This window comes from Streptomyces europaeiscabiei (assembly GCF_036346855.1).
Lineage (GTDB): Bacteria > Actinomycetota > Actinomycetes > Streptomycetales > Streptomycetaceae > Streptomyces > Streptomyces europaeiscabiei.
Window position 1 is genome coordinate 7464380 of the sequence record NZ_CP107841.1, and the last position, 21276, is coordinate 7485655.

21 protein-coding genes and 1 pseudogene are annotated in these 21276 nt (G+C 70.5%); 19 read left to right on the forward strand and 3 right to left on the reverse strand.

Features of this window, described 5'->3' with window-relative positions; translation table 11 throughout:
- The first annotated feature begins 79 nt into the window (after positions 1 to 79).
- The 8 genes from lepB to OG858_RS32805 all read left to right on the forward strand — a co-directional run bounded on the left by lepB (position 80) and on the right by OG858_RS32805 (position 6859).
- Positions 80 to 826: a signal peptidase I gene (lepB, locus tag OG858_RS32770; RefSeq protein WP_319066700.1), complete on the forward strand. Its 747-nt coding sequence runs from the start codon at positions 80 to 82 to the stop codon at positions 824 to 826.
- A complete protein-coding gene (locus OG858_RS32775) occupies positions 816 to 1331 on the forward strand; it encodes an NUDIX hydrolase (RefSeq protein WP_086749635.1) in 516 nt (171 codons plus the stop codon). Before lepB ends, OG858_RS32775 begins: the two co-directional genes overlap by 11 nt.
- A 56-nt stretch (positions 1332 to 1387) precedes the next feature.
- Positions 1388 to 1696, forward strand: coding sequence for a DUF2469 domain-containing protein (locus tag OG858_RS32780; RefSeq protein WP_005311352.1), 309 nt, complete (start codon positions 1388 to 1390; stop codon positions 1694 to 1696).
- A gap of 160 nt (positions 1697 to 1856) precedes the next feature.
- Positions 1857 to 2222, forward strand: a complete 366-nt coding sequence (locus OG858_RS32785; protein WP_086749634.1) for a YraN family protein — start codon at positions 1857 to 1859, stop codon at positions 2220 to 2222.
- On the forward strand, positions 2222 to 3844 hold the full coding sequence (locus tag OG858_RS32790; RefSeq protein WP_086749633.1) for a YifB family Mg chelatase-like AAA ATPase: 1623 nt from the start codon (positions 2222 to 2224) through the stop codon (positions 3842 to 3844). Before OG858_RS32785 ends, OG858_RS32790 begins: the two co-directional genes overlap by 1 nt.
- Before the next feature lie 37 nt (positions 3845 to 3881).
- On the forward strand, positions 3882 to 5042 hold the full coding sequence (gene dprA / locus OG858_RS32795) for a DNA-processing protein DprA (RefSeq protein ID WP_319266404.1): 1161 nt from the start codon (positions 3882 to 3884) through the stop codon (positions 5040 to 5042).
- A 272-nt stretch (positions 5043 to 5314) separates the two neighbouring features.
- A complete protein-coding gene (whiG, locus tag OG858_RS32800; RefSeq protein WP_037696035.1) occupies positions 5315 to 6151 on the forward strand; it encodes an RNA polymerase sigma factor WhiG in 837 nt (278 codons plus the stop codon).
- A gap of 150 nt (positions 6152 to 6301) precedes the next feature.
- Positions 6302 to 6859 carry a TetR/AcrR family transcriptional regulator gene (locus tag OG858_RS32805; protein ID WP_086747927.1) on the forward strand — a complete coding sequence of 186 codons (558 nt, stop codon included), beginning with the start codon at positions 6302 to 6304 and terminating at the stop codon, positions 6857 to 6859.
- Positions 6860 to 7076: 217 nt separating this feature from the next.
- On the opposite strand, the gene OG858_RS32810 is transcribed toward OG858_RS32805, so the two are convergent.
- Positions 7077 to 7670 (reverse strand): M23 family metallopeptidase, encoded by a 594-nt coding sequence (locus tag OG858_RS32810; protein WP_086747928.1) that lies wholly within the window; start codon positions 7668 to 7670, stop codon positions 7077 to 7079.
- Positions 7671 to 7943: 273 nt separating this feature from the next.
- On the opposite strand from OG858_RS32810, the gene rpsB reads away from it, so the two are divergent.
- The 11 genes and pseudogenes from rpsB (at position 7944) to OG858_RS32865 (ending at position 19036) form a co-directional block, all read left to right on the forward strand.
- Positions 7944 to 8870: a 30S ribosomal protein S2 gene (rpsB, locus tag OG858_RS32815; RefSeq protein WP_086747929.1), complete on the forward strand. Its 927-nt coding sequence runs from the start codon at positions 7944 to 7946 to the stop codon at positions 8868 to 8870.
- A gap of 159 nt (positions 8871 to 9029) precedes the next feature.
- Complete coding sequence (gene tsf / locus OG858_RS32820; protein ID WP_086747930.1) at positions 9030 to 9866, forward strand: translation elongation factor Ts; 837 nt, start codon at positions 9030 to 9032, stop codon at positions 9864 to 9866.
- A 196-nt stretch (positions 9867 to 10062) separates the two neighbouring features.
- Positions 10063 to 10824 (forward strand): UMP kinase, encoded by a 762-nt coding sequence (gene pyrH / locus OG858_RS32825; RefSeq protein WP_086747931.1) that lies wholly within the window; start codon positions 10063 to 10065, stop codon positions 10822 to 10824.
- A 156-nt stretch (positions 10825 to 10980) separates the two neighbouring features.
- The gene (gene frr, locus OG858_RS32830) at positions 10981 to 11538 is read left to right on the forward strand and encodes a ribosome recycling factor (RefSeq protein ID WP_037696051.1); all 558 of its coding nucleotides are present in this window, start codon (positions 10981 to 10983) and stop codon (positions 11536 to 11538) included.
- Complete coding sequence (locus OG858_RS32835) at positions 11538 to 12656, forward strand: phosphatidate cytidylyltransferase (RefSeq protein WP_086747932.1); 1119 nt, start codon at positions 11538 to 11540, stop codon at positions 12654 to 12656. The genes frr and OG858_RS32835 overlap by 1 nt, the downstream gene beginning before the upstream one ends.
- A 99-nt stretch (positions 12657 to 12755) precedes the next feature.
- Positions 12756 to 12938 (forward strand): hypothetical protein, encoded by a 183-nt coding sequence (locus OG858_RS32840; protein ID WP_143677155.1) that lies wholly within the window; start codon positions 12756 to 12758, stop codon positions 12936 to 12938.
- A 51-nt stretch (positions 12939 to 12989) separates the two neighbouring features.
- The gene (gene rlmN, locus OG858_RS32845; protein ID WP_037696055.1) at positions 12990 to 14096 is read left to right on the forward strand and encodes a 23S rRNA (adenine(2503)-C(2))-methyltransferase RlmN; all 1107 of its coding nucleotides are present in this window, start codon (positions 12990 to 12992) and stop codon (positions 14094 to 14096) included.
- Between the two features lie 287 nt (positions 14097 to 14383).
- Positions 14384 to 15469: a thiamine ABC transporter substrate-binding protein gene (locus tag OG858_RS32850; RefSeq protein ID WP_086747933.1), complete on the forward strand. Its 1086-nt coding sequence runs from the start codon at positions 14384 to 14386 to the stop codon at positions 15467 to 15469.
- Positions 15445 to 17142 (forward strand): ABC transporter permease, encoded by a 1698-nt coding sequence (locus OG858_RS32855; protein ID WP_373420799.1) that lies wholly within the window; start codon positions 15445 to 15447, stop codon positions 17140 to 17142. Before OG858_RS32850 ends, OG858_RS32855 begins: the two co-directional genes overlap by 25 nt.
- Positions 17142 to 18194 (forward strand): ABC transporter ATP-binding protein, encoded by a 1053-nt coding sequence (locus OG858_RS32860; protein WP_319266367.1) that lies wholly within the window; start codon positions 17142 to 17144, stop codon positions 18192 to 18194. Before OG858_RS32855 ends, OG858_RS32860 begins: the two co-directional genes overlap by 1 nt.
- A gap of 2 nt (positions 18195 to 18196) precedes the next feature.
- A pseudogene (locus tag OG858_RS32865) lies at positions 18197 to 19036 on the forward strand (maleylpyruvate isomerase N-terminal domain-containing protein).
- 112 nt (positions 19037 to 19148) lie between these two features.
- Here the strand turns inward: OG858_RS32865 and OG858_RS32870 are convergent.
- Complete coding sequence (locus OG858_RS32870; protein ID WP_319266365.1) at positions 19149 to 19856, reverse strand: LAETG motif-containing sortase-dependent surface protein; 708 nt, start codon at positions 19854 to 19856, stop codon at positions 19149 to 19151.
- A 193-nt stretch (positions 19857 to 20049) separates the two neighbouring features.
- The gene (locus tag OG858_RS32875) at positions 20050 to 21174 is read right to left on the reverse strand and encodes an LOG family protein (RefSeq protein ID WP_086751620.1); all 1125 of its coding nucleotides are present in this window, start codon (positions 21172 to 21174) and stop codon (positions 20050 to 20052) included.
- Positions 21175 to 21276: the final 102 nt, after the last annotated feature.

A 21276-nucleotide genomic window follows, 5' to 3' on the forward strand; every position in this document is an offset into this window, starting at 1 on the left:
GTGCCGTCCCAGATCGCCGGTCTTCCGCGGCCCGCAAGGGGCCCGGACGGTCGATTCTCCGACCTGGGGGAGCACTGGGATGAGCGGGACGACTGGTCGTACGGACGAGGGCCACGGACGGCTCGGCAGCACGCTGTCGGGACTGGCCGTGGCCCTCGGCTGTGTGCTCTTCCTGGGCGGCTTCGTGTGGGGCGCGATCGCCTACGCGCCCTACACCGTGCCCACCGACTCCATGGCCCCCACCATCACCTCCGGGGACCGTATCCTCGCCGAGCGGATCGACGGTGCCGAGATCAAGCGCGGTGACGTCGTGGTCTTCCGGCAGGAGACCTGGGGCAACTCGGCCATGGTCAAGCGGGTCGTCGCGGTCGGCGGAGACACGGTCGCCTGCTGCACCGACGGCAAGCTGACCGTCAACGGCAAGAAGATCGACGAGGCCTATCTGCCCGAGGGCCAGGCGGCCGAGCTGACCGGTATCCCGGAGATCGAGGTTCCCAAGGGCCGGCTGTTCCTCCTCGGCGACGAGCGCAGCGGCTCCCTGGACTCCACCGCCCACCTCACCGAGGCCGGCAGCGGCACGGTGCCGCGTGCCCACGTGGACGCGCGCGTGGACGCCGTCGTCTGGCCCATGGAGGGCATGCTGGCCCGCCCCACGGGCTTCGAGAAGCTCGGCGCGCTCTCTTCTCCCGGCCCGCTGCGGCTGATCACCGCCGCGCTGGCAGTGGGCATGGTGCTCGTCCTGGGCGGCGCGGCCTACGGACCCGTCGCCAAGCGGATCGGCGGGCGCAGGCGCACCACGGAGTCGGAGCCGGCCGTTGTCGGCTGAGGACACGTACGCGGGCGGGCTGCGCAGGGTGGCCCGGGTGATCCTGCTGGATCCGCGGGACCGCATCCTGCTGCTGCACGGGCACGAGCCGGACGATCCGGCCGACGACTGGTGGTTCACGCCCGGCGGCGGCGTGGAGGGCGCGGAGACCCGTGAGAAGGCAGCCCTGCGGGAACTCGCGGAGGAGACCGGGATCACGGACGTGGAGCTCGGTCCCGTGCTCTGGCGGCGGATGTGCTCCTTCCCCTTCGCCGGACGCCGCTGGGACCAGGACGAGTGGTACTACCTCGCCCGGACCACCGATACGCGCCGGGTGGTGCCCGTCGAGGCGGGCCTCACGGAGCTGGAACGACGTAGCGTCGCCGGAGCACGCTGGTGGACGTGCGGGGAACTGGCCCGGACGCATGAGACGGTGTACCCGACCAGACTCGCCGAACTGCTCCGCACACTGCTCGACGAGGGTCCCCCGGCCAGACCCGTGGTCCTCGACACCGAAATTGTCTAGGGGCTCGCGGGACTGGCGCACAATGGTGGGATCGCACGGCTGAAGGGGAACATGCCATGAGCGCCGAGGACCTCGAGAAGTACGAGACCGAGATGGAGCTGAAGCTCTACCGGGAGTACCGCGATGTCGTCGGTCTGTTCAAATACGTGATCGAGACCGAGCGGCGTTTCTACCTGACCAACGACTACGAGATGCAGGTGCACTCGGTACAGGGTGAGGTGTTCTTCGAGGTGTCGATGGCGGATGCCTGGGTGTGGGACATGTATCGGCCGGCTCGGTTCGTGAAGCAGGTGCGGGTGCTCACGTTCAAGGACGTGAACATCGAGGAGCTGAACAAGAGCGATCTGGAGCTGCCGGGCAGCTGAGGCCGGTTCGGGGCGGGTGGGGGCGCTGCGGGCTGGTGACCGCGCTCGTCGTGTCGTCATCCGTGTGGGTGATGAAGTTATCCACAATCGGCTGCTTGTCCACCAAGATCCAATAGCGGACTGAGTGGCCCTCAGTGTTGGCGCCGGAGGTGGTGCCGACATGAGCAAGGCACGAGGTGCACTCGGCAAATACGGCGAGGAGCTGGCCGCGCGGCGGCTGGCCGAGGCCGGGATGACGGTCCTGGAGCGCAACTGGCGCAGCGGCAGGACCGGCGAGATCGACATCGTGGCGCGCGACGGGGACGCGCTGGTCGTCTGCGAGGTGAAGACCCGCAGGGCCGGCCCCTTCGAACATCCGATGGCGGCCGTCACGACCACCAAGGCCGAGCGACTGCGCGGCCTCGCCGAACGCTGGCTCCAGGAACACGGAGGGAGCCCACCGGGCGGCGTCCGCATCGACATCGTGGGCGTCGTCCTCCCCGACCGCGGTGCCCCCGTCGTGGAACACGTGCGGGGGGTGGCCTGATGGGATTCGCCCGCACGTGCTCCGTGGCCCTCGTCGGCGTCGAGGGCGTCGTCGTCGAGGTCCAGGCCGACCTGGAACCGGGGGTGGCGGCCTTCACGCTGGTGGGGCTGCCGGACAAGAGCTTGACGGAGAGCAAGGACCGGGTCAGGGCGGCGGTGGTCAACTCGGGCGCCGAGTGGCCGCAGAAGAAGCTGACGGTGGGGCTCAGTCCCGCATCGGTGCCCAAGGCCGGCAGTGGGTTCGACCTGGCGATCGCGTGCGCGGTCCTGGGGGCCTGCGAGCGGATCGATCCGCAGGTGCTCTCCGACATCGTCATGATCGGAGAGCTGGGACTCGACGGGCGGGTCCGGCCGGTGCGGGGCATCCTGCCCGCTGTGCTGGCCGCCGCCGAGGCCGGATACGAGCAGGTGGTGGTGCCGGAGTGCGCTGCCGCGGAGGCCTCGCTGGTGCCCGGCGTCTCGGTACTGGGCGTGCGCACCCTGCGGCAGCTGATCGCCGTGCTCGCGGATGAACCCGTGCCGGACGAGGAGCCCGACGAGGGCCGCCCGGACCCGCTCATGGCGGGACTCCGGCTGCCGGGCACGGGTGCGGCCACCGGGATGCACACCACGGGAGCCGCGCAGCAGGACCTGGGCCACGACCTCGCCGACGTCGTCGGTCAACTCGCTGCCCGGACCGCCGTGGAGGTCTCGGCGGCCGGCGGCCACCATCTCTTCCTGGAAGGTCCGCCGGGCGCGGGCAAGACGATGCTGGCCGAGCGGCTGCCGGCCATTCTGCCGAAGCTGGCCAGGGAGGAGTCGCTGGAGGTCACGGCGGTCCACTCGATCGCCGGTCTGCTGCCGGTGGGGAAACCACTGGTCGACGTGGCGCCCTACTGCGCCCCTCACCACTCGGCCACGATGCAGGCCCTCGTCGGTGGCGGCCAGGGTGTCGCACGGCCGGGTGCGGTCTCCCTCGCCCACCGTGGGGTCCTCTTCCTCGACGAGACCCCCGAGTTCGGCAGTCACGCCCTGGACGCCCTGCGACAGCCGCTTGAGGCCGGGCACGTCGTGATCGCGCGCAGCGCGGGAGTGGTGCGGTTCCCGGCGAAGTTCCTGATGGTGCTCGCCGCGAATCCCTGTCCCTGTGGCCGCTTCTCGCGCACGGACGACCTGTGCGAGTGTCCGCCCGCGTCGGTCCGTCGCTATCAGGCCCGGCTCTCCGGGCCGCTGCTGGACCGGGTCGACCTGCGGGTCGAGGTCGACCGGATCACCCGGTCCGAACTCACCCGGCGTGGGGCCCGGGGCGAGTCGACGGCGACGGTGGCCGACCGTGTGCGCTCGGCCAGGGAGCGGGCGGCCGCGCGTCTGGTCGGCACCCCCTGGCGGACGAACAGCGAGGTACCGGGGCGCGAGCTGCGCAGCCGGTGGCACCCGACCCCGGGCGCGATGGACGAGGCCGAGCGCTGCCTGGAGCGGGGAGTGCTGACCGCGCGCGGCCTGGACCGGGTACTGCGGGTCGGCTGGACCATCGCCGATCTCGTCGGCCACGACCGTCCGGACGCGACGGACGTCAACCTGGCGCTGCAACTGCGCACCGGAGTGCCGCGCGGGGTGCCGATGGCGATCGGAGCGCTGACGTGAGGCCCGGCGGGGCCTGCGGCCCGTCGGCGTGTGAGCCATGACCGGCGGCGGCGCGCCGGATGCCGAGCGGCTCGACCGGGCCTTCCTGGCCCGGGTCTTCGAACCCGGGGACGAACTCGGGGGGCGGTGGCTACGGGAGTTCGGAGCCCGGGAGCTGGTGCGCAGGCTCTCCGAGGGCGGGCGATCGCTCCCGGAGGCCTCGGAGAAGCGGTGGGCGGGACTGTGCGCCCGCTCCGGCCGTGCCGACCCCGAAGGGGACCTGGCCCATGCGAGGGAAGCGGGAGTCCGGTTCCTCGTGCCCGGGGATGCCGAGTGGCCCGGGCAGCTCGATGACCTCGGGGACGGGCGGCCCGTGGGGTTGTGGGTGCGGGGGAAGGCCAATGTGCGGATGTGGGCATTGCGGTCCGTGGCCGTGGTGGGGGCGCGGGCCTGTACGGAGTACGGGGCGCATATGGCGGCCGCGCTCGGGGCGGGGCTGGCCGAGCGAGGGTGGGTGGTCGTGTCCGGCGGTGCGTACGGCGTGGACGGGGCCGCGCATCGGGGGGTGCTCGGGGTCGGTGGGGCGACCGTCGCCGTGCTGGCATGCGGGGTGGACCGGCCCTACCCCAGGGGGCACGCGCAGTTGATCGGCAGGATCGCCGAACAGGGTCTGGTGGTGGGGGAGTTGCCGCCGGGGGAGCACCCGACGCCGAGCCGGTTCATCCTGCGGAACCGGGTGATCGCCGCGCTCACCGCAGGGACCGTGGTCGTGGAGGCGGCCTATCGCAGCGGCGCGCTGGTCACGGCGCGGGCGGCACAGCGGCTGGGCCGCTTCACGATGGGTGTGCCGGGGCCCGCGACCTCGGCCCTCTCGGCAGGCGTGCACGAACTGCTGCGGGGCGATGCCGTGCTTGTGTCCGACGCCGCCGAAGTCGTCGAGCTGGTGGGTGACATGGGAGAGCTGGCGCCCGCCCGACGGGGGCCCGTGCTCCCCCGTGACCTGCTGGAACCCGGAGCGCGGCGGGTTCTCGCCGCGCTGCCCGGGAGGGGGACCGTGGCCGCCGACGAGGTCGCCCGGGGTGCGGGCACGACCGTCGACGACGCGGTCGGGAGACTGTACGAACTGCGCGCACTCGGATACGTCGAACGACACGGCGACGGCTGGAAGTTGACACGCCAGGCGATGATCTCCGTCTCGTCGGATCGGAGGCGAGGTTGACCGAGCGTGTTCGGCCGTCCGGGGGAAAGCCGACAGCCTTGCGGTTTCCGGCAGTTGGTGTCCCGGCCCGATCACGCTGTGCGATCACCCTGACTCCGCGGGACCTCCAGCGGAACGTATCTGCGCACCGGCGATCCCCCGCCCTTCGCGCACTGCGACTCTCCAGTCACGCTACGCTCACGAGGATTCCGTCTCAGGACAGGCAACTCGACATCAGACCGACAGCTCACCCAGGCACCCCCAGTTCACGGCAGAACGGCACAAGGCGACGAATGCCCCAGCACACCTCCGGGTCTGACCGGGCGGCGGTACCCTCCGCCGCTCGCGGCACCGTGCGCCCGCCCGCCCCCTCGACACTCGACGAGCTGTGGCGGACGTACAAGACGACGGGCGACGAACGGCTGCGCGAGCAGTTGATCCTGCACTACTCGCCGCTGGTGAAGTACGTCGCGGGCAGGGTGAGCGTCGGGCTGCCGGCCAACGTCGAGCAGGCCGACTTCGTCTCCTCCGGGGTCTTCGGGCTCATCGACGCGATCGAGAAGTTCGACATCGACCGGGAGATCAAGTTCGAGACGTACGCGATCACCCGGATCCGGGGTGCCATGATCGACGAGCTGCGCGCGCTGGACTGGATCCCCCGGTCGGTGCGGCAGAAGGCACGCAACGTGGAGCGGGCCTACGCCACCCTGGAGTCGCGGCTCCGACGCACCCCGAGTGAGGGCGAGGTGGCCGCCGAAATGGGTATCGCGGTCGATGAACTCCACTCGGTCTTCAGTCAGTTGTCACTGGCCAACGTGGTGGCGCTGGAGGAGCTGCTGCATGTCGGTGGCGAGGGCGGTGACCGGCTGAGTCTGATGGACACGCTGGAGGACACCGCCGCGGACAACCCGGTCGAGGTCGCCGAGGACCGGGAGCTGCGCCGCTTCCTGGCACGGGCCATCAACACGCTGCCCGAGCGGGAGAAGACCGTCGTCACGCTGTACTACTACGAGGGGCTCACGCTCGCGGAGATCGGGAACGTGCTGGGGGTCACCGAGAGCAGGGTGAGTCAGATCCACACCAAGTCGGTGCTGCAGCTACGGGCGAAGCTGGCGAGTTTCGGCCGTTGACCCCGGTCCGACCTGGTGAGCTGTGGTGCGGGGCCGGGCGTCGGCGGGCGTCGGCGCGGCCCCTGTCGGGGGCTGGCCGGGGGAAGGCACTCCCGTGGGTGGCGGTCCGTCCGTAGAGTGGTTGACGTGCCAAGGATTCGAGCGGCCTCCGTGGCCGAGCACCGGTCGATGCAGCGAGCCGCCCTGCTGGACGCGGCGCGGTCCCTGCTGTCCGAGGGTGGGACGGAGGCGTTGACGTTCCCCGCGCTCGCCGAGCGCACGGGGCTGGCGAGGTCGTCCGTGTACGAGTACTTCCGGTCGCGGGCCGCTGTGGTCGAGGAACTGTGCGAGGTCGACTTTCCCGTCTGGGCGGCGGAGGTCGAGGCGGCGATGGCCGCGGTCGCGCGGCCCGAGGGCAAGGTCGAGGCGTACGTCCGCAAACAGCTGGAGCTGGTCGGGGACCGACGGCATCGGGCTGTGGTGGCGATCTCGGCGAGCGAGCTGGACGCCGGGGCGCGGGAGAAGATCCGGGCTGCGCACGGCGGGCTCGTCGCGATGATCGTGGAGGCGCTCGCGGCGCTGGGGCATGGGGAGCCGCGGTTGGCCGCGATGCTCTTGCAGGGGGTCGTGGACGCGGCTGTGCGCCGTATCGAGCTGGGGGCCGCCGAGGATCCCTCCGCGATCACCGAGGCGGCCGTGGGGATGGCTCTGCGGGGTGTGCGGGGCTGAGCCCCCTCGCGGCTCGGGCGCCCGAAACCAGGGCTGAGCCGTCACGGCTCGGCGCGTCAACTCCAGCTACCTGGGCGGGAGTGGGTTTCGCTCACCGGCGCCGGCCGGGCCCCGGCTGCGCCCACCCGTGCCGCTCCGGCGGTACGACTGCCCGCGGCCGGGGAGGCGGTGCGACTGCCCGCGGCCGGGGAGGCGGTGCGACGCTTCGTCGGCACGACTACGCGGGCACCGGCAACAGGCGTGAGGGGCCTCTCCGCAGCAGCCATGGCGGTAGCAGCGACAGCGGGTCCAGGTAGGTCTCCCCTCTGCGCAGGCCCCAGTGGAGGCATGCTGTCGGGCAGTGGGAGGGAGTTGCCTCCAGCGTGCCCAGGAGGGCGCCCGCGGTCACCTCGTCGCCCTTCTTCACCGATGTCAGGACCGGTTCGTAGGTCGTGCGCAGGGGTGGGTCGCCGGTGCCGGTCAGTTCGATGGTGACGACTCCCCGGCCCGCCACCCGGCCCGCGAAGGAGACACGGCCCGCTGCCACCGTGCGCACCGGGGACCCGGCCGGGGCGGACAGGTCGACGCCTCGGTGGCCGCGGGCGTAGGGGGTGGGCGGTGGCTCCCAGGCGCGGACCACCAGGGGGCGCAGGCCCACGGGCCAGGAGCTTCCCACGGCGGGGACGGGCTCCGCGGGGGCCGGTGGTCCCGGGGCCGCGCGCGGTGCCGTCGTCCAGGCCGTGACCAGGAGTGTCGACGCCAGGCACAGCAGGGCCGTCCACACCCCCGCACGCCGTCGGGTCGTTCGCTCGCGGGACATCTCGTGAGACATGGGGCAAGCGTCCCGTGAACCGGGCGATCATGGCCGGGATCTGTGGAGTACTCGTCGGTTGTGGATATCGACGTCACCCGGGACCCCTTGGGTCCCGTACACTTCTGGTGGCGATCCGGGTCACCGGGTCGACTTCGCACGCCCCGGTACGAGGCCCGTCTGTGGTCCGTATCAGCGCCCCTCGGTCCTTCGTGGCAACGGCGCATCGCGGGCGTCAGGCGCGGGAGCCGTCCGGTTCCCGCGGCACAACCGAGAAAATCAAGGAGAACGGCCATGGCCGTCGTCACGATGCGGGAGCTGCTGGAAAGCGGCGTCCACTTCGGTCACCAGACCCGTCGCTGGAACCCGAAGATGAAGCGCTTCATCTTCACCGAGCGCAACGGCATCTACATCATCGACCTGCTCCAGTCGCTGTCGTACATCGACCGCGCCTACGAGTTCGTCAAGGAGACCGTCGCCCACGGCGGCACGGTCATGTTCGTCGGCACGAAGAAGCAGGCGCAGGAGGCCATCGCCGAGCAGGCCACCCGTGTCGGCATGCCCTACGTCAACCAGCGCTGGCTGGGCGGCATGCTCACCAACTTCTCGACCGTCTACAAGCGTCTGCAGCGCCTCAAGGAGCTTGAGCAGATCGACTTCGAGGACGTCGCGGCCTCGGGTCTGACCAAGAAGGAGCTCCTGGTCCTCTCGCGTGAGAAGGCCAAGCTGGAGAAGACCCTCGGCGGTATCCGCGAGATGCAGAAGGTGCCCAGCGCCGTCTGGATCGTGGACACCAAGAAGGAGCACATCGCGGTCGGCGAGGCCCGGAAGCTCAACATCCCGGTCGTCGCCATCCTCGACACCAACTGCGACCCCGACGAGGTCGACTACAAGATCCCGGGCAACGACGACGCGATCCGCTCCGTCACGCTGCTCACCCGTGTGATCGCCGACGCGGTCGCCGAGGGTCTCATCTCCCGCTCGCGTGTCGCCACCGAGGGCAAGGGCGACAAGGCCGCCGGCGAGCCGCTGGCCGCGTGGGAGCGCGACCTGCTCGAGGGCGAGAAGAAGGCCGACGAGGCTCCGGCCGCTGAGGCCGAGGCTCCGGCTGCCGCCGAGGCCCCCGCTGAGGCTCCGGCCGAGGCCGCTGCCGAGGCTCCCGCCGCCGAGGAGGCCCCGGCCGCTGCCGAGGCTCCGGCCGCGGACGCCGAGCAGGCCTGACCTTCACGGTCGTAGAGCTGTCCAGGTGACGGCGGGTGGCGCCGAGCGCGCCACCCGCCGTTCACCCACAGCCCGTAGATCTTCGGCGGGCGCCCGCCCTACGAGCGGCGGCGGACGCCGACTTCGAGACTTCGAACTCCGAGAAGAGATTCACAGATCATGGCGAACTACACCGCCGCCGACGTCAAGAAGCTCCGTGAGCTCACCGGCGCCGGCATGATGGACTGCAAGAAGGCCCTGGACGAGGCCGAGGGCAGCGTGGACAAGGCCGTCGAGGCCCTGCGCATCAAGGGCCAGAAGGGCGTCGCCAAGCGCGAGGGCCGCTCCGCCGAGAACGGCGCCGTTGTCTCCCTCATCGCCGACGACAACACCTCCGGTGTCCTGGTCGAGCTGAAGTGCGAGACGGACTTCGTCGCCAAGGGCGAGAGGTTCCAGGCCGCCGCCGCCGCGATCGCCGAGCACGTCGCCAAGACCTCCCCGGCCGACCTCGAGGCCCTGCTCGCCTCCGAGATCGAGGCCGGCAAGACCGTCCAGGCGTACGTCGACGAGGCCAACGCCAACCTCGGCGAGAAGATCGTCCTCGACCGCTTCGCGCAGTACGCGGACGGTTTCGTCTTCTCCTACATGCACCGCACCATGCCCGACCTGCCCCCGCAGATCGGTGTCCTGGTCGAGCTGGACAAGGCCGACGCCGACGTGGCCAAGGGCATCGCCCAGCACATCGCCGCCTTCGCGCCGAAGTACCTCGCCAAGGAGGACGTGCCGGCCGAGGTCGTCGAGTCCGAGCGCCGCGTCGCCGAGGAGACCACCCGCGCCGAGGGCAAGCCCGAGGCCGCCCTGCCGAAGATCGTCGAGGGTCGCCTCAACGGCTTCTTCAAGGACGCCACGCTGCTCGGCCAGCCGTACGCGCTGGACAACAAGAAGTCCGTCCAGAAGGTCCTGGACGAGGCCGGTGTCACCCTGAAGCGCTTCACGCGCATCAAGGTCGGCATCTGACTCCGTTACGCGACGGGCGCCCGGCCCCGATAGGGTCGAGTGCAGTCGTTCGCGTACGCACGCCACGTGCGCGCGTGACGCGCGACGGACGACAGCGGATCTGACGAGGAGGCCATTGCCGCGCATGGGATGCGAACACCACCCCACCGGCAATGGCCTTCTTCGTATGTGCGACACGTAAAGAGGCGAGATCTCCATGACCACCAAGCCCGAGAAGAGCGACGAAAGCAAAGCGGAACGCGGCCGGTTCATGCTGAAGCTGTCCGGAGAGGCGTTCTCCGGGGGCGGTGGCCTCGGCGTCGATCCGGACGTGGTGCACGCCATCGCCCGGGAGATCGCGGCCGTCGTACGCGACGGCGCGGAGATCGCGGTCGTCATCGGCGGCGGCAACTTCTTCCGCGGCGCCGAACTCCAGCAACGCGGCATGGACCGGGCCCGTTCCGACTACATGGGCATGCTCGGCACGGTCATGAACTGCCTCGCCCTCCAGGACTTCCTGGAGAAGGAGGGCATCGACAGCCGCGTCCAGACCGCCATCACCATGGGCCAGGTCGCCGAGCCGTACATCCCGCTGCGCGCCGTGCGCCATCTGGAGAAGGGCCGTGTGGTCATCTTCGGCGCCGGTATGGGCATGCCGTACTTCTCCACCGACACCACCGCCGCCCAGCGCGCCCTGGAGATCGACGCCCAGGCGCTGCTCATGGGCAAGAACGGCGTGGACGGGGTCTACGACTCCGACCCCAAGACCAACCCGGACGCGGTCAAGTTCGACTCCCTCGGCTACGGCGAGGTCATCACCCGCGACCTGAAGGTCGCCGACGCCACCGCGATCACGCTCTGCCGTGACAACAAGCTTCCGATCCTCGTGTTCGAGCTTCTCAAGGCGGGCAATATCGCGCGGGCCGTCAAGGGTGAGAAGATCGGCACTCTCGTGGGTGATCAGGGAAGCCGGGCCTGACCGGGTCCTTCCCCTGCCCGGGGGACGGAGCCTGACCGAGGGGATGGACAATGTCCTGCCGGTCGGGAACCGTGCAGGAACAAGACGCGACGCAGCCGGCCGCCGACCTGACCAAGTACAGCTGCCGGGCCCACTCAAGACACGCAGGAGCAAGTGGTGATCGAAGAGACCCTCCTCGAGGCCGAGGAGAAGATGGAGAAGGCCGTCGTCGTCGCCAAGGACGACTTCGCCGCGATCCGCACCGGTCGTGCGCACCCGGCGATGTTCAACAAGATCGTGGCCGACTACTACGGTGCGCTGACGCCGATCAACCAGCTGGCCTCGTTCTCGGTGCCGGAGCCGCGCATGGCCGTGGTGACCCCGTTCGACAAGACCGCCCTGCGCAACATCGAGCAGGCGATCCGCGACTCCGACCTCGGCGTCAACCCGAGCAACGACGGCAACATCATCCGGGTGGTGTTCCCCGAGCTGACGGAGGAGCGCCGCCGCGACTACATCAAGGTCGCCAGGAGCAAGGCGGAGGACTCCAAGGTGTCCATCCGCGCGGTCCGCCGCAAGGCCAAGGACGCGATCGACAAGCTCGTCAAGGACGGCGAGGTCGGCGAGGACGAGGGCCGTCGTGCGGAGAAGGAGCTCGACGACACCACGGCGAAGTACGTCGCCCAGGTGGACGAGCTGCTCAAGCACAAGGAAGCGGAGCTCCTCGAGGTCTGATGAACGACTCTTCCTGGGGGGCGCCGCCACAAGCCGGGTACTGGGCGCCGACCGACCGGGGACCTGTCCAGGGGCACACCCCGGCGGGTCCCACGTACGATGCGCCTGAGGCCCAGCAGACTCGCCCCATGCCCATCGTGCCCGACGTACCCGCGCATGGCGGGAACCAGGACGACGATCGGGGGGCCGCTCGGCAGGCCGGCCCCCTGTTCCGCGACGAGACGCCGTCGGCGCACCCCTACGGGGCGGCGCCGCAGAAGCCGGAGCCCATGCCCGACGCCCCGCAGCCCGCCCCGCAGAAGAAGAGCGCGGGCCGTGACCTGGGCGCCGCCATAGGGGTCGGCGTCGGTCTCGGAGTGGTCATCGTCGCCTCGCTGTTCATCGTCAAGGCGGCTTTCGTCGGCGTGATAGCGGTCGCCGTGGTGGTGGGACTGTGGGAGCTCACCTCGCGCCTGCAGGAACGCAAGGGCATCAAGGCACCCCTCGTACCGCTCGCGGTCGGCGGGGCCGCCATGGTCGTCGCCGGGTACGTACGCGGGCCCGAGGGTGCCTGGGTGGCCATGGCGCTCACCGCGCTCGCCGTCCTCGTCTGGCGGATGACCGAGCCGCCGGAGAACTATCTCAAGGACGTCACCGCCGGGGTCTTCGCGGCCTTCTACGTGCCGTTCCTGGCCACGTTCGTCGCGCTCATGCTCACCGCCGACGACGGGCCGCAGCGGGTCCTGGTGTTCCTGCTGCTGACCGTGGTCAGCGACACGGGCGCGTACGCCGTCGGCTGGCGCTTCGGCAGCCACAAGCTCGCGCCGCGCATCAGCCCCGGCAAGACCCGTGAGGGGCTGCTCGGCGCGATCGCCTTCGCCATGGTCGCGGGTGCCCTGCTCATGGAGTTCGTCATCGACGACGGAGCCTGGTGGCAGGGACTGCTCCTCGGCCTCGCCGTCGCGGCCAGCGCCACGCTGGGCGACCTCGGCGAGTCCATGATCAAACGGGACCTCGGCATCAAGGACATGGGCACGCTGCTGCCGGGCCACGGCGGCATCATGGACCGCCTGGACTCCCTGCTGCCGACCGCGCCGGTGGTGTGGCTGCTGCTGGTGCTGTTCGTGGGCTCCGGCTGACGGACGCGTTGATGTTGTCGTGGGCCCCCGTCCGGTTCGCCCGGGTGGGGGCCCACTGCCGTGGCCCGTCGGGTGGCCGGGCGGGTTTCGATATCGTCCGTGCCCACGGGGAGAGCACGGGTGGGAGCGGACGGCAGGTATCACGGTGATCTGCCCTGTCGGTGGTGCGAGACGCTCATCGACCAGGCGGGACGGCGCAGGCCGCGGCCGTACTGCCGTATGTCCCACCGCTGGAAGAACTACGGCGCGTGGATCGTGGGCGTGGTCGGCGGGATCTTCTGACCTTCTGCCCGGCCCGGGTCACTCCAGTTGATCTGCGACACTGGGTGGGTTATGCCGAAGCCCGGAGAACTCACATTCGTCGCCCCCCGCGGAGCCAAGAAGCCGCCGCGGCATCTTGCTGACCTTTCGCCTGTGGAGCGTAAGGAGGCTGTTGCCGCGATCGGGGAGAAGCCGTTTCGCGCCAAGCAGCTGTCGCAGCACTACTTCGCGCGGTACGCGCACGACCCGGAGCAGTGGACCGACATCCCCGCGGGTGCGCGCGCGAAGCTTCAGGAGGCGCTGCTTCCGGAGCTGATGACGGTCGTGCGGCATCTGTCGGCCGATCAGGAGACCACGCGGAAGACGCTGTGGCGGTTGTTCGACGGGACGCTCGTCGAGTCGGTGCTGATGCGGTACCCGGACCGGGTAACCATGTGCATCAGTTCGCAGGCCGGGTGCGGGATGAACTGTCCGTTCTGTGCCACGGGGCAGGCGGGTCTCGACCGGAATCTGTCCACCGCCGAGATCGTCCATCAGATCGTCGACGGGATGCGGGCGCTCCGGGACGGCGAGATTCCCGGTGGGCCCGCGCGGCTCTCCAACATCGTCTTCATGGGGATGGGTGAGCCGCTCGCCAACTACAACCGGGTCGTCGGGGCCATTCGCCGGCTCACCGACCCGGAGCCGGACGGGCTGGGGCTGTCGCAGCGCGGGATCACCGTGTCCACGGTCGGGCTGGTGCCCGCCATCCACCGGTTCTCGGACGAAGGGTTCAAGTGCCGGCTCGCCATCTCGCTGCACGCCCCTGACGACGAACTGCGCGACACGCTCGTCCCCGTGAACACACGGTGGAAGGTGCGCGAGGTGCTGGACGCAGGGTGGGAGTACGCCGCCAGGTCCGGGCGTCGGCTGTCCATCGAGTACGCGCTGATCCGGGACATCAACGACCAGGCGTGGCGTGGTGACCGGCTGGGCCGGCTGCTCAAGGGCAAGCCGGTGCATGTGAACCTGATTCCGCTGAACCCGACTCCGGGGTCGAAGTGGACCGCCTCCAGGCCCGAGGACGAGAAGGCGTTCGTCGAGGCCATCGCCGCCCATGGGGTGCCGGTGACCGTCCGGGACACCCGGGGCCAGGAGATCGACGGGGCGTGCGGGCAGCTGGCGGCCACCGAGAGGTAGGCCGAGGGCGGCCGGAGGGTCGGCCCGTGGCCACCGGTAGGAGTCGGAATCAGGCCACGGGGTACTCTGACCTTCGTACACATCTTCATATTCCGACAGGGGAGCGCCACAGCGCTGAGAGTGCGGCAAGCGGGCCGCAGACCCTCTGAACCTCGCCCAGGTCATTCTGGGTAGGAAGTTCGGTCATCACTCAAGCTGTTGCGCCCTGCCCGGGAGCTTTCGGAACCTCCGACGGCCCCGGGCAGGGCCGCGTCTCTTCCTGGTCACCTCCAGGAGGAATCGACTCAGTGCACATCACCAAGAAGGCAACGGTCCTGGTCGTCGGGCTGGGTCTGGTCACGCTGTCCGCGTGCGGGTCGTCCGGCTCGGGCGGCAGCGGCAGCGGCACCGGCTCCAAGACCGTCACCCTCGTCAGCCACGGCTCCTTCGCCTACTCCAAGGACGTGCTGAAGGCGTTCGAGAAGGAGTCCGGGTACAAGGTCAAGGTCCTCAAGAGCGGGGACGCGGGGCAGGCCGTCAACCAGGCGATCCTGACCAAGGACAACCCGCAGGGCGACGTCTTCTTCGGCGTCGACAACACGTTGCTCTCCCGCGCGCTCGACAACGGCCTCTTCCAGCCGTACGAGGCGAAGGGGCTCGACAAGGTCGGTGCCGAGTACCAGTTGGACCAGGGCAGGCACCGGGTCACGCCCATCGACTCCGGTGACATCTGCGTCAACTACGACAAGGCGTACTTCAGCAAGAACAAGATCGAGCCGCCGCAGTCGTTCGACGATCTCGTCAAGCCCGAGTACAAGGACCTCCTCGTCACCGAGAACGCCTCCACCTCCTCGCCGGGGCTCGGATTCGTCCTCGGTACGGCGGCGAAGTACGGGGACGACGGCTGGGAGGGCTACTGGGAGAAGCTCAAGGCCAACGGTGTGAAGGTCGTCGACGGCTGGGAGCAGGCGTACTACCAGGAGTTCTCCGGGTCCACGGACGGCAAGAAGGCCGGTGGCGACCGGCCGCTCGTCGTGTCGTACGCCTCCTCGCCGCCCGCAGAGGTCGTCTACGCGGACCCGAAGCCGAAGACCGCGCCCACCGGGGTCGCGACCGGCACCTGCTTCCGGCAGATCGAGTTCGCGGGGCTGCTGAGCAATGCCAAGAACGCCGAGGGCGGCAAGGCGCTGATCGACTTCCTGATCTCGAAGAGGTTCCAGGAGGACATGCCGCTCAACATGTTCGTGTACCCGGTGGTCGAGGGGGCGTCCGTGCCCGCCGAGTTCACCGAGTACGGGCCCGCGGCGAAGGACCCCGAGACGATGGCGCCGGAGAAGATCGCCGAGAACCGTGACCAGTGGGTCAAGTCGTGGACCTCGCTCGTACTGAAGTGACCGAAGCAGCCCAGGAGGCCGTGGCCGCTCCGCGTGCACCCCGTCGGCCGGGGAGCGCGGCGCGGCTCGGGCTCATGGTGCTGCCCGTCGCGTTCTTCGGGGTGTTCTTCGCCTACCCCGTCGCCGCGATCGTCGTGCGGGGGCTGAAGGCCGACGGGACCTGGGACCTCGGGCGGATCGGGGAGGTCCTGGGGGACTCCGGGATCCGGCACGTGCTGTGGTTCACCACCTGGCAGGCCCTCGTCTCGACCGCGCTCACGCTGCTGATCGCGCTCCCCGGCGCGTATGTGTTCGCGCGCTTCGATTTCAGGGGCAAGGACATCCTGCGGGCGGTCGTGACCGTGCCGTTCGTGCTGCCGACCGTGGTCGTCGGCACGGCGTTCCTGGCCCTGGTCGGGCGTGGCGGACTGTTCGACGAACTGTGGGGAGTGCGGCTGGACACCACGGTCTGGGCGATCCTGCTCGCGCATGTGTTCTTCAACTACGCGGTCGTCGTACGGACCGTCGGCGGGCTGTGGTCGCAGCTCGACCCGCGGCAGGAGGAGGCCGCGCGGATGCTCGGGGCCTCGCCGTCGGCGGCCTGGCGGAGGGTGACGCTCCCGGCGCTCGCGCCCGCCGTGGCCGCCGCCGCGCTGATGGTCTTCCTCTTCACCTTCACCTCGTTCGGGGTGGTGCAGATCCTCGGCGGGCCGACCTTCTCGACGCTCGAAGTGGAGATCTACCGGCAGACCTCGGAGATCTTCGACCTGCCGGCGGCAGCCGTACTGACGCTGGTGCAGTTCGTCGCGGTCGGGCTGATTCTCGCCGTGCACGCGTGGACCGTACGGCGGCGGGAGACCGCGCTGCGGCTGGTGGACGCGTCGCTCACGGCCCGGCGACCGCGCGGGGTGGGGCAGTGGGCGCTGCTGGGCGGGGTCCTCGCCACCGTCGTCGTACTGATCCTGCTGCCGCTCGGGGTGCTGGTGGAGCGGTCGCTCGCCGCGCCCGGGTTCGGCTATTACAAGGCCTTGACCAGCGACGACAGCGGGATTTTCCTGGTGGCGCCGATCGAGGCGGTCGGGAACTCGCTCACGTACGCGCTCGCCGCGACCGCCATCGCCCTGCTGATCGGCGGGCTCGCCGCCGCCGCGCTCACACGGCGGGCCGGACGGCTCGTCCGGGGCTTCGACGCGCTGCTCATGCTGCCGCTCGGGGTTTCCGCGGTGACCGTCGGCTTCGGATTTCTGATCGCGCTGGACGAGCCGCCGCTGGACCTGCGGTCCTCCTGGATCCTGGTGCCACTTGCCCAGGCCCTGGTGGGCGTCCCCTTCGTCGTACGAACCATGCTGCCCGTGCTCCGTGCGGTGGACCACCGGCTGCGGGAGGCGGCGGCCGTGCTCGGGGCGTCGCCGTGGCGGGTGTGGCGCGAGGTCGATCTGCCTATGGTGCGGCGGGCGCTGCTGATCGCGGCCGGGTTCGCCTTCGCCGTGTCGCTGGGGGAGTTCGGGGCGACCGTGTTCATCGCGCGCGCCGACAACCCGACGCTCCCGGTCGCCGTGGCACGGCTGCTCGGTCGTCCCGGTGATCTCAACTACGGCCAGGCGATGGCCCTTTCGACGATTCTGATGGTGGTGTGCGCGGTGGCTCTGCTGGTGCTGGAGCGCATCCGTACCGATCGCACGGGGGAGTTCTGATGTTGCTCGGGCTTGAGGGCGCGACGGTACGGTTCGACGGGCGGCCCGTGCTCGACGCGGTCGATCTGGAGGTCGCCGAGCACGAGATCGTGTGCGTGCTGGGGCCCAGTGGCAGCGGCAAGTCGACGCTGCTGCGGGTGGTCGCCGGGCTGCAACCACTGCACGGCGGGCGGGTGTTGCTGGACGGCTGCGACCAGCGGGGTGTGCCCGCCCACAAGCGCGGTGTGGGCCTGATGTTCCAGGACCATCAGCTCTTCCCGCAGCGGGACGTGGCGGGCAACGTCGCCTTCGGGCCCCGTATGCGCGGCGCGGTGAAGGACGAACGGGCCGTGCGGGTGAGGGAGCTGCTGGACCTGGTAGGGCTTCCCGGAGCGGCTCGGCGACGGGTCGGGGAGCTGTCCGGCGGTGAGCAGCAGAGGGTCGCACTGGCCCGGGCCCTCGCCCCTCGCCCCCGGCTGCTGATGCTCGACGAGCCCCTCGGCCAGCTGGACCGGTCGTTGCGGGAGCGCTTGGTCGTCGAACTCCGGCAGTTGTTCGGGGAGTTGGGGACGACCGTGCTGGCGGTCACGCACGACCAGGGTGAGGCCTTCGCGCTGGCCGACCGGGTCGTGGTGATGCGGGACGGGCGGATCGCCCAGTCCGGCACGCCTCTTGAGGTGTGGCAGCAGCCGGTGGACGAGTTCGTGGCCCGCTTCCTCGGCTTCGACAACGTGGTCGAGGCGACGGTGACCGGGACGGTCGCGGACACGGCGTGGGGCAAGGTCCCGGTGCCGGAGGGCTCGCCGCAGGGGGCGTGCGCGCTGCTGGTCCGGCCCGCCGGCGTGCGACTGGTCGACGTGGCCGACGGGCTGCTGCGCTGCACTGTGGCCGCGCGCACCTTCCGGGGCACGCATGTCGCCGTGCACCTCCGGCCCGGGGACGCGCCGCGCCTGGAGGCGGCGTGCGCACTGCGGGACGCGCCGGAGCCCGGGGAGCAGGTCGGCGTGGGCTTCGACGCGGCCGAAATCGTCGTGCTGGGGGCAGGCCCGGCTGCACAAGGTGCGGCACCATAACGATGCGTACGCAAGAAGCCCGGGCCCGGCACGACCGCCAGTGCGCCGAGATCGAGCCGCGGGTGCGGCGGTTGCGGCACATCGTGACCTCCGGCGCCGCGATCTGTCGGCGACCGTGCCGACCTGCCCCGACTGGTAACTGGAGCGGCTCGTACGCCACACCGGCGGCGCCCTGCGCTGGGTCGAGCCGAACGTACGGACCCGGGCGAAGGAAGAGGTGCCCGAGCCGGACGTCCCGCTGTACGAGGGCCCGGAGAAGCAGGGGGACCCGGCCGCGCCGGCCGCGTGGCTCGCGGAGACCGGCGAGACGATCGTGGCCACGCTGCGTGAGGCGGGGCCCGAGGCCGGCGGTGTGGTCGTGGGGCTGGGAGCACAGCGCGGGGTTCGGGGCCCGCAGGATGGCCCATGAACAGGTCGTCCACGGTGCCGACGCGGCGCTCACCGTCGGACGGCCCGTCGAGGTGGCGCCGGAGATCGCCGCCGACGCGATGGACGAGTGGCTGGAGATCGTCGAGTTCGTCCGGCGGACCATGCCGCACGACGAGGCGGCCGAACTGCGCGGCCCGGGGCGCAGTATCCACCTCCATGCCACGGACACCGGCGAGGAGGAAACGCCGAGTGGTTCGTCGAGCTGACCGAGGACGTCGTGCGCCGGCGTCGCGGCCATGAGAAGGCGACGGTCGCGCCGCGCGGGCCCCTCACCGAGGTGTTGCCCGCCTTCTATCGCCGACTGCCGACTGCCGACTGCCGACTGCCGACTGCCGCCGGACGGTGGGCGGTTGGAGGCGCTGGGCGACCGTGAGCTGTTGGACTTCTGGCTGGAGCGCGCGACGTTCGGGTGAGTGTGGGGCCGTACCCCTCGGGTGGGAGACGCGAGGGCCGGCCGCCTCCCCGCACAAGCGTGTGGCCCGTACCCCTGAGTGAGAGGTACGGGCCACAGCCGTGTGGAACGGGTCAGCGTGTGGAGGCCCCACGCCGCCGCATGCTGTAGTACACGGCACCGGCACCGAGGGCGACCATCGCCACCGCGGCGCCGGCGATCGGGCCGGTGTGGGAGTCGGCACCGGTCTCGGCGAGGTTGGAGTCGCCCTCGGGGGACGGGGCGTTGTTGCCGTTCGAGCCGACGGGTGTCGTGCCCTCGGACGCGGACGGTGTGGGGGACGTCCTGGTCTCGGACGGCTCGCCCTCGCCCTTGCCCTTGCCCTCATCGTCCGCGGGCTTCGCCGGGCTCTTCGAGGCGGCCGACGGGGTGTCCGCCTTGGCGTCGCAGGCCTTGGCGGGCGCCACCAGGTTCGGCTTGATGTCCTCGTCGACGTAGTTCTCCGCCGTGACGTGGACGCGGTACTCGGCGTTCGGCTCCCAGTCCTCCTCGAAGGTGACGGTGACACCGTCGGCGGTGGAGTTCAGAACCGTCTTGCTGCCGACCTGGCGCAGGTCGGCCCCGTTGTTCTCCAGATAGACGGTGATCTCGGCCTCGATGCCGAGGGCGTCCACGTCGGTCACACGGATGACGCCCTTGTCACCGTCGCACTCGGCGACGGCGGAGAAGTCCTTGATGCTGCAGGCCATGGCATTGCCCGCGGCGCCGAACACGAGTGCGGCGGACGCGAAAGCAACACCGACATAGCGCGAAGTCCGCGCGGTACGGGGAAATATGGACACTTTTGCCCTTCACGGGAAACACAGGGGAGTGGGGGTGGCGGAGGGCCGCCGGAGGGGCGGCTTCCCCCTGTGTCTCACAGGTTTATAAGCGCGCCATAAGTACTGTCAATCCGAAGGAGTGTTTGAGCGGCTGGCTTTGCCCGCTGATGAACCGTCCGAGGGTTCGACGCGCGGTCGGTGACGGTCGTGGTTCTCACGCCCCGAGCCGGGCCAAGGCCTCAGGGGCCTCCTCGATCCGGTCCACCAGGGCGATCCTGGCCTCCATCGAACGTCCCCGGGCCAGCGACCGGAGCAGTGGCCAGGTCGGCAGTGTCTCCGTCCAGTGGGCGCGGTCGACCAGGACCATGGGTGTCGGTTCACCGCGCGACTCGTAGTAGTTGGGGGTCGCGTTGTCGAAAATCTCCTGGACGGTTCCGGCCGCGCCCGGCAGGAAGACTATGCCGGCGTCGGAGCGGGCGAGGAGACCGTCCTCGCGGGTTGCGTTGGCGAAGTACTTGGCGATGTGCGAGGCGAACGGGTTCGGCGGCTCGTGGCCGTAGAACCAGGTGGGGATGCCGACGGAGGTGCCGCCCTTCGGCCAGCGGTTACGCACCTCGAAGGCGGCGCCCGCCCACTCGGTGATCGAGGGCGTGAACTTCGGCGCCTTCGCCAGGAGTCGGAGGGACTCGGCGAGCATCTCCTCGTCGTGGGGTGCCGCGTAGGCGCCCAGGTTCGCCGCCTCCATCGCGCCCGGACCGCCGCCGGTGGCGACGGTGAGACCCGAGCGGGCCAGGGTGCGGCCGAGACGGGATGCGCCCTCGTACGCCTCCGTGCCGCGCGCCATCGCGTGACCGCCCATCACGCCCACCACGCGGGCGCCGGAGAGGAGTTCGTCGAGGGCGTCCGAGACGGAGTCGTCGTGGACGGCGCGCAGCATGGAGGCGTAGACGTCCCGGTCGGCCTTGGTCCGCTGGAACCAGGCGTACGCGAGGGCGTCGGGTGTCGCCTCATAACCGCCGTCCGACAGTGACGCGAAGAGCTCGTCGGGGGAGTAGAGCAGGCCGCGGTACGGATCGAAGGGCAGGCCGGGGACGGGCGGGAAGACCAGTGCGCCGTCCGCGCGGATCTTCGCGGCGGCCTCCTCGCGCATCGGGCAGCCGAGGAAGACGGCTCCCGTCGTGGCGGTGGCGAGCAGTTCGCGCGTACGGTCCGTCAGGTCGACGGCCTGGAGCCGGAATCCGGTGAGGGTGCCACGCGCCGAGACGATCGCGTCGAACTCCTCGATCGTCTCGATCTCGTGGTCGTCGTGGTGGGCCGCATGGGCGGGCATCGTCTGCACCCGCCCATGCTAGGTCGCTCCGTAGGGTCGGGCCGCTGGGTCGCTCCGCTGGGTCGGGCCGGGCACCCATGGGTGGGGTGACTGCGCGTGAGCGGCTGCGGG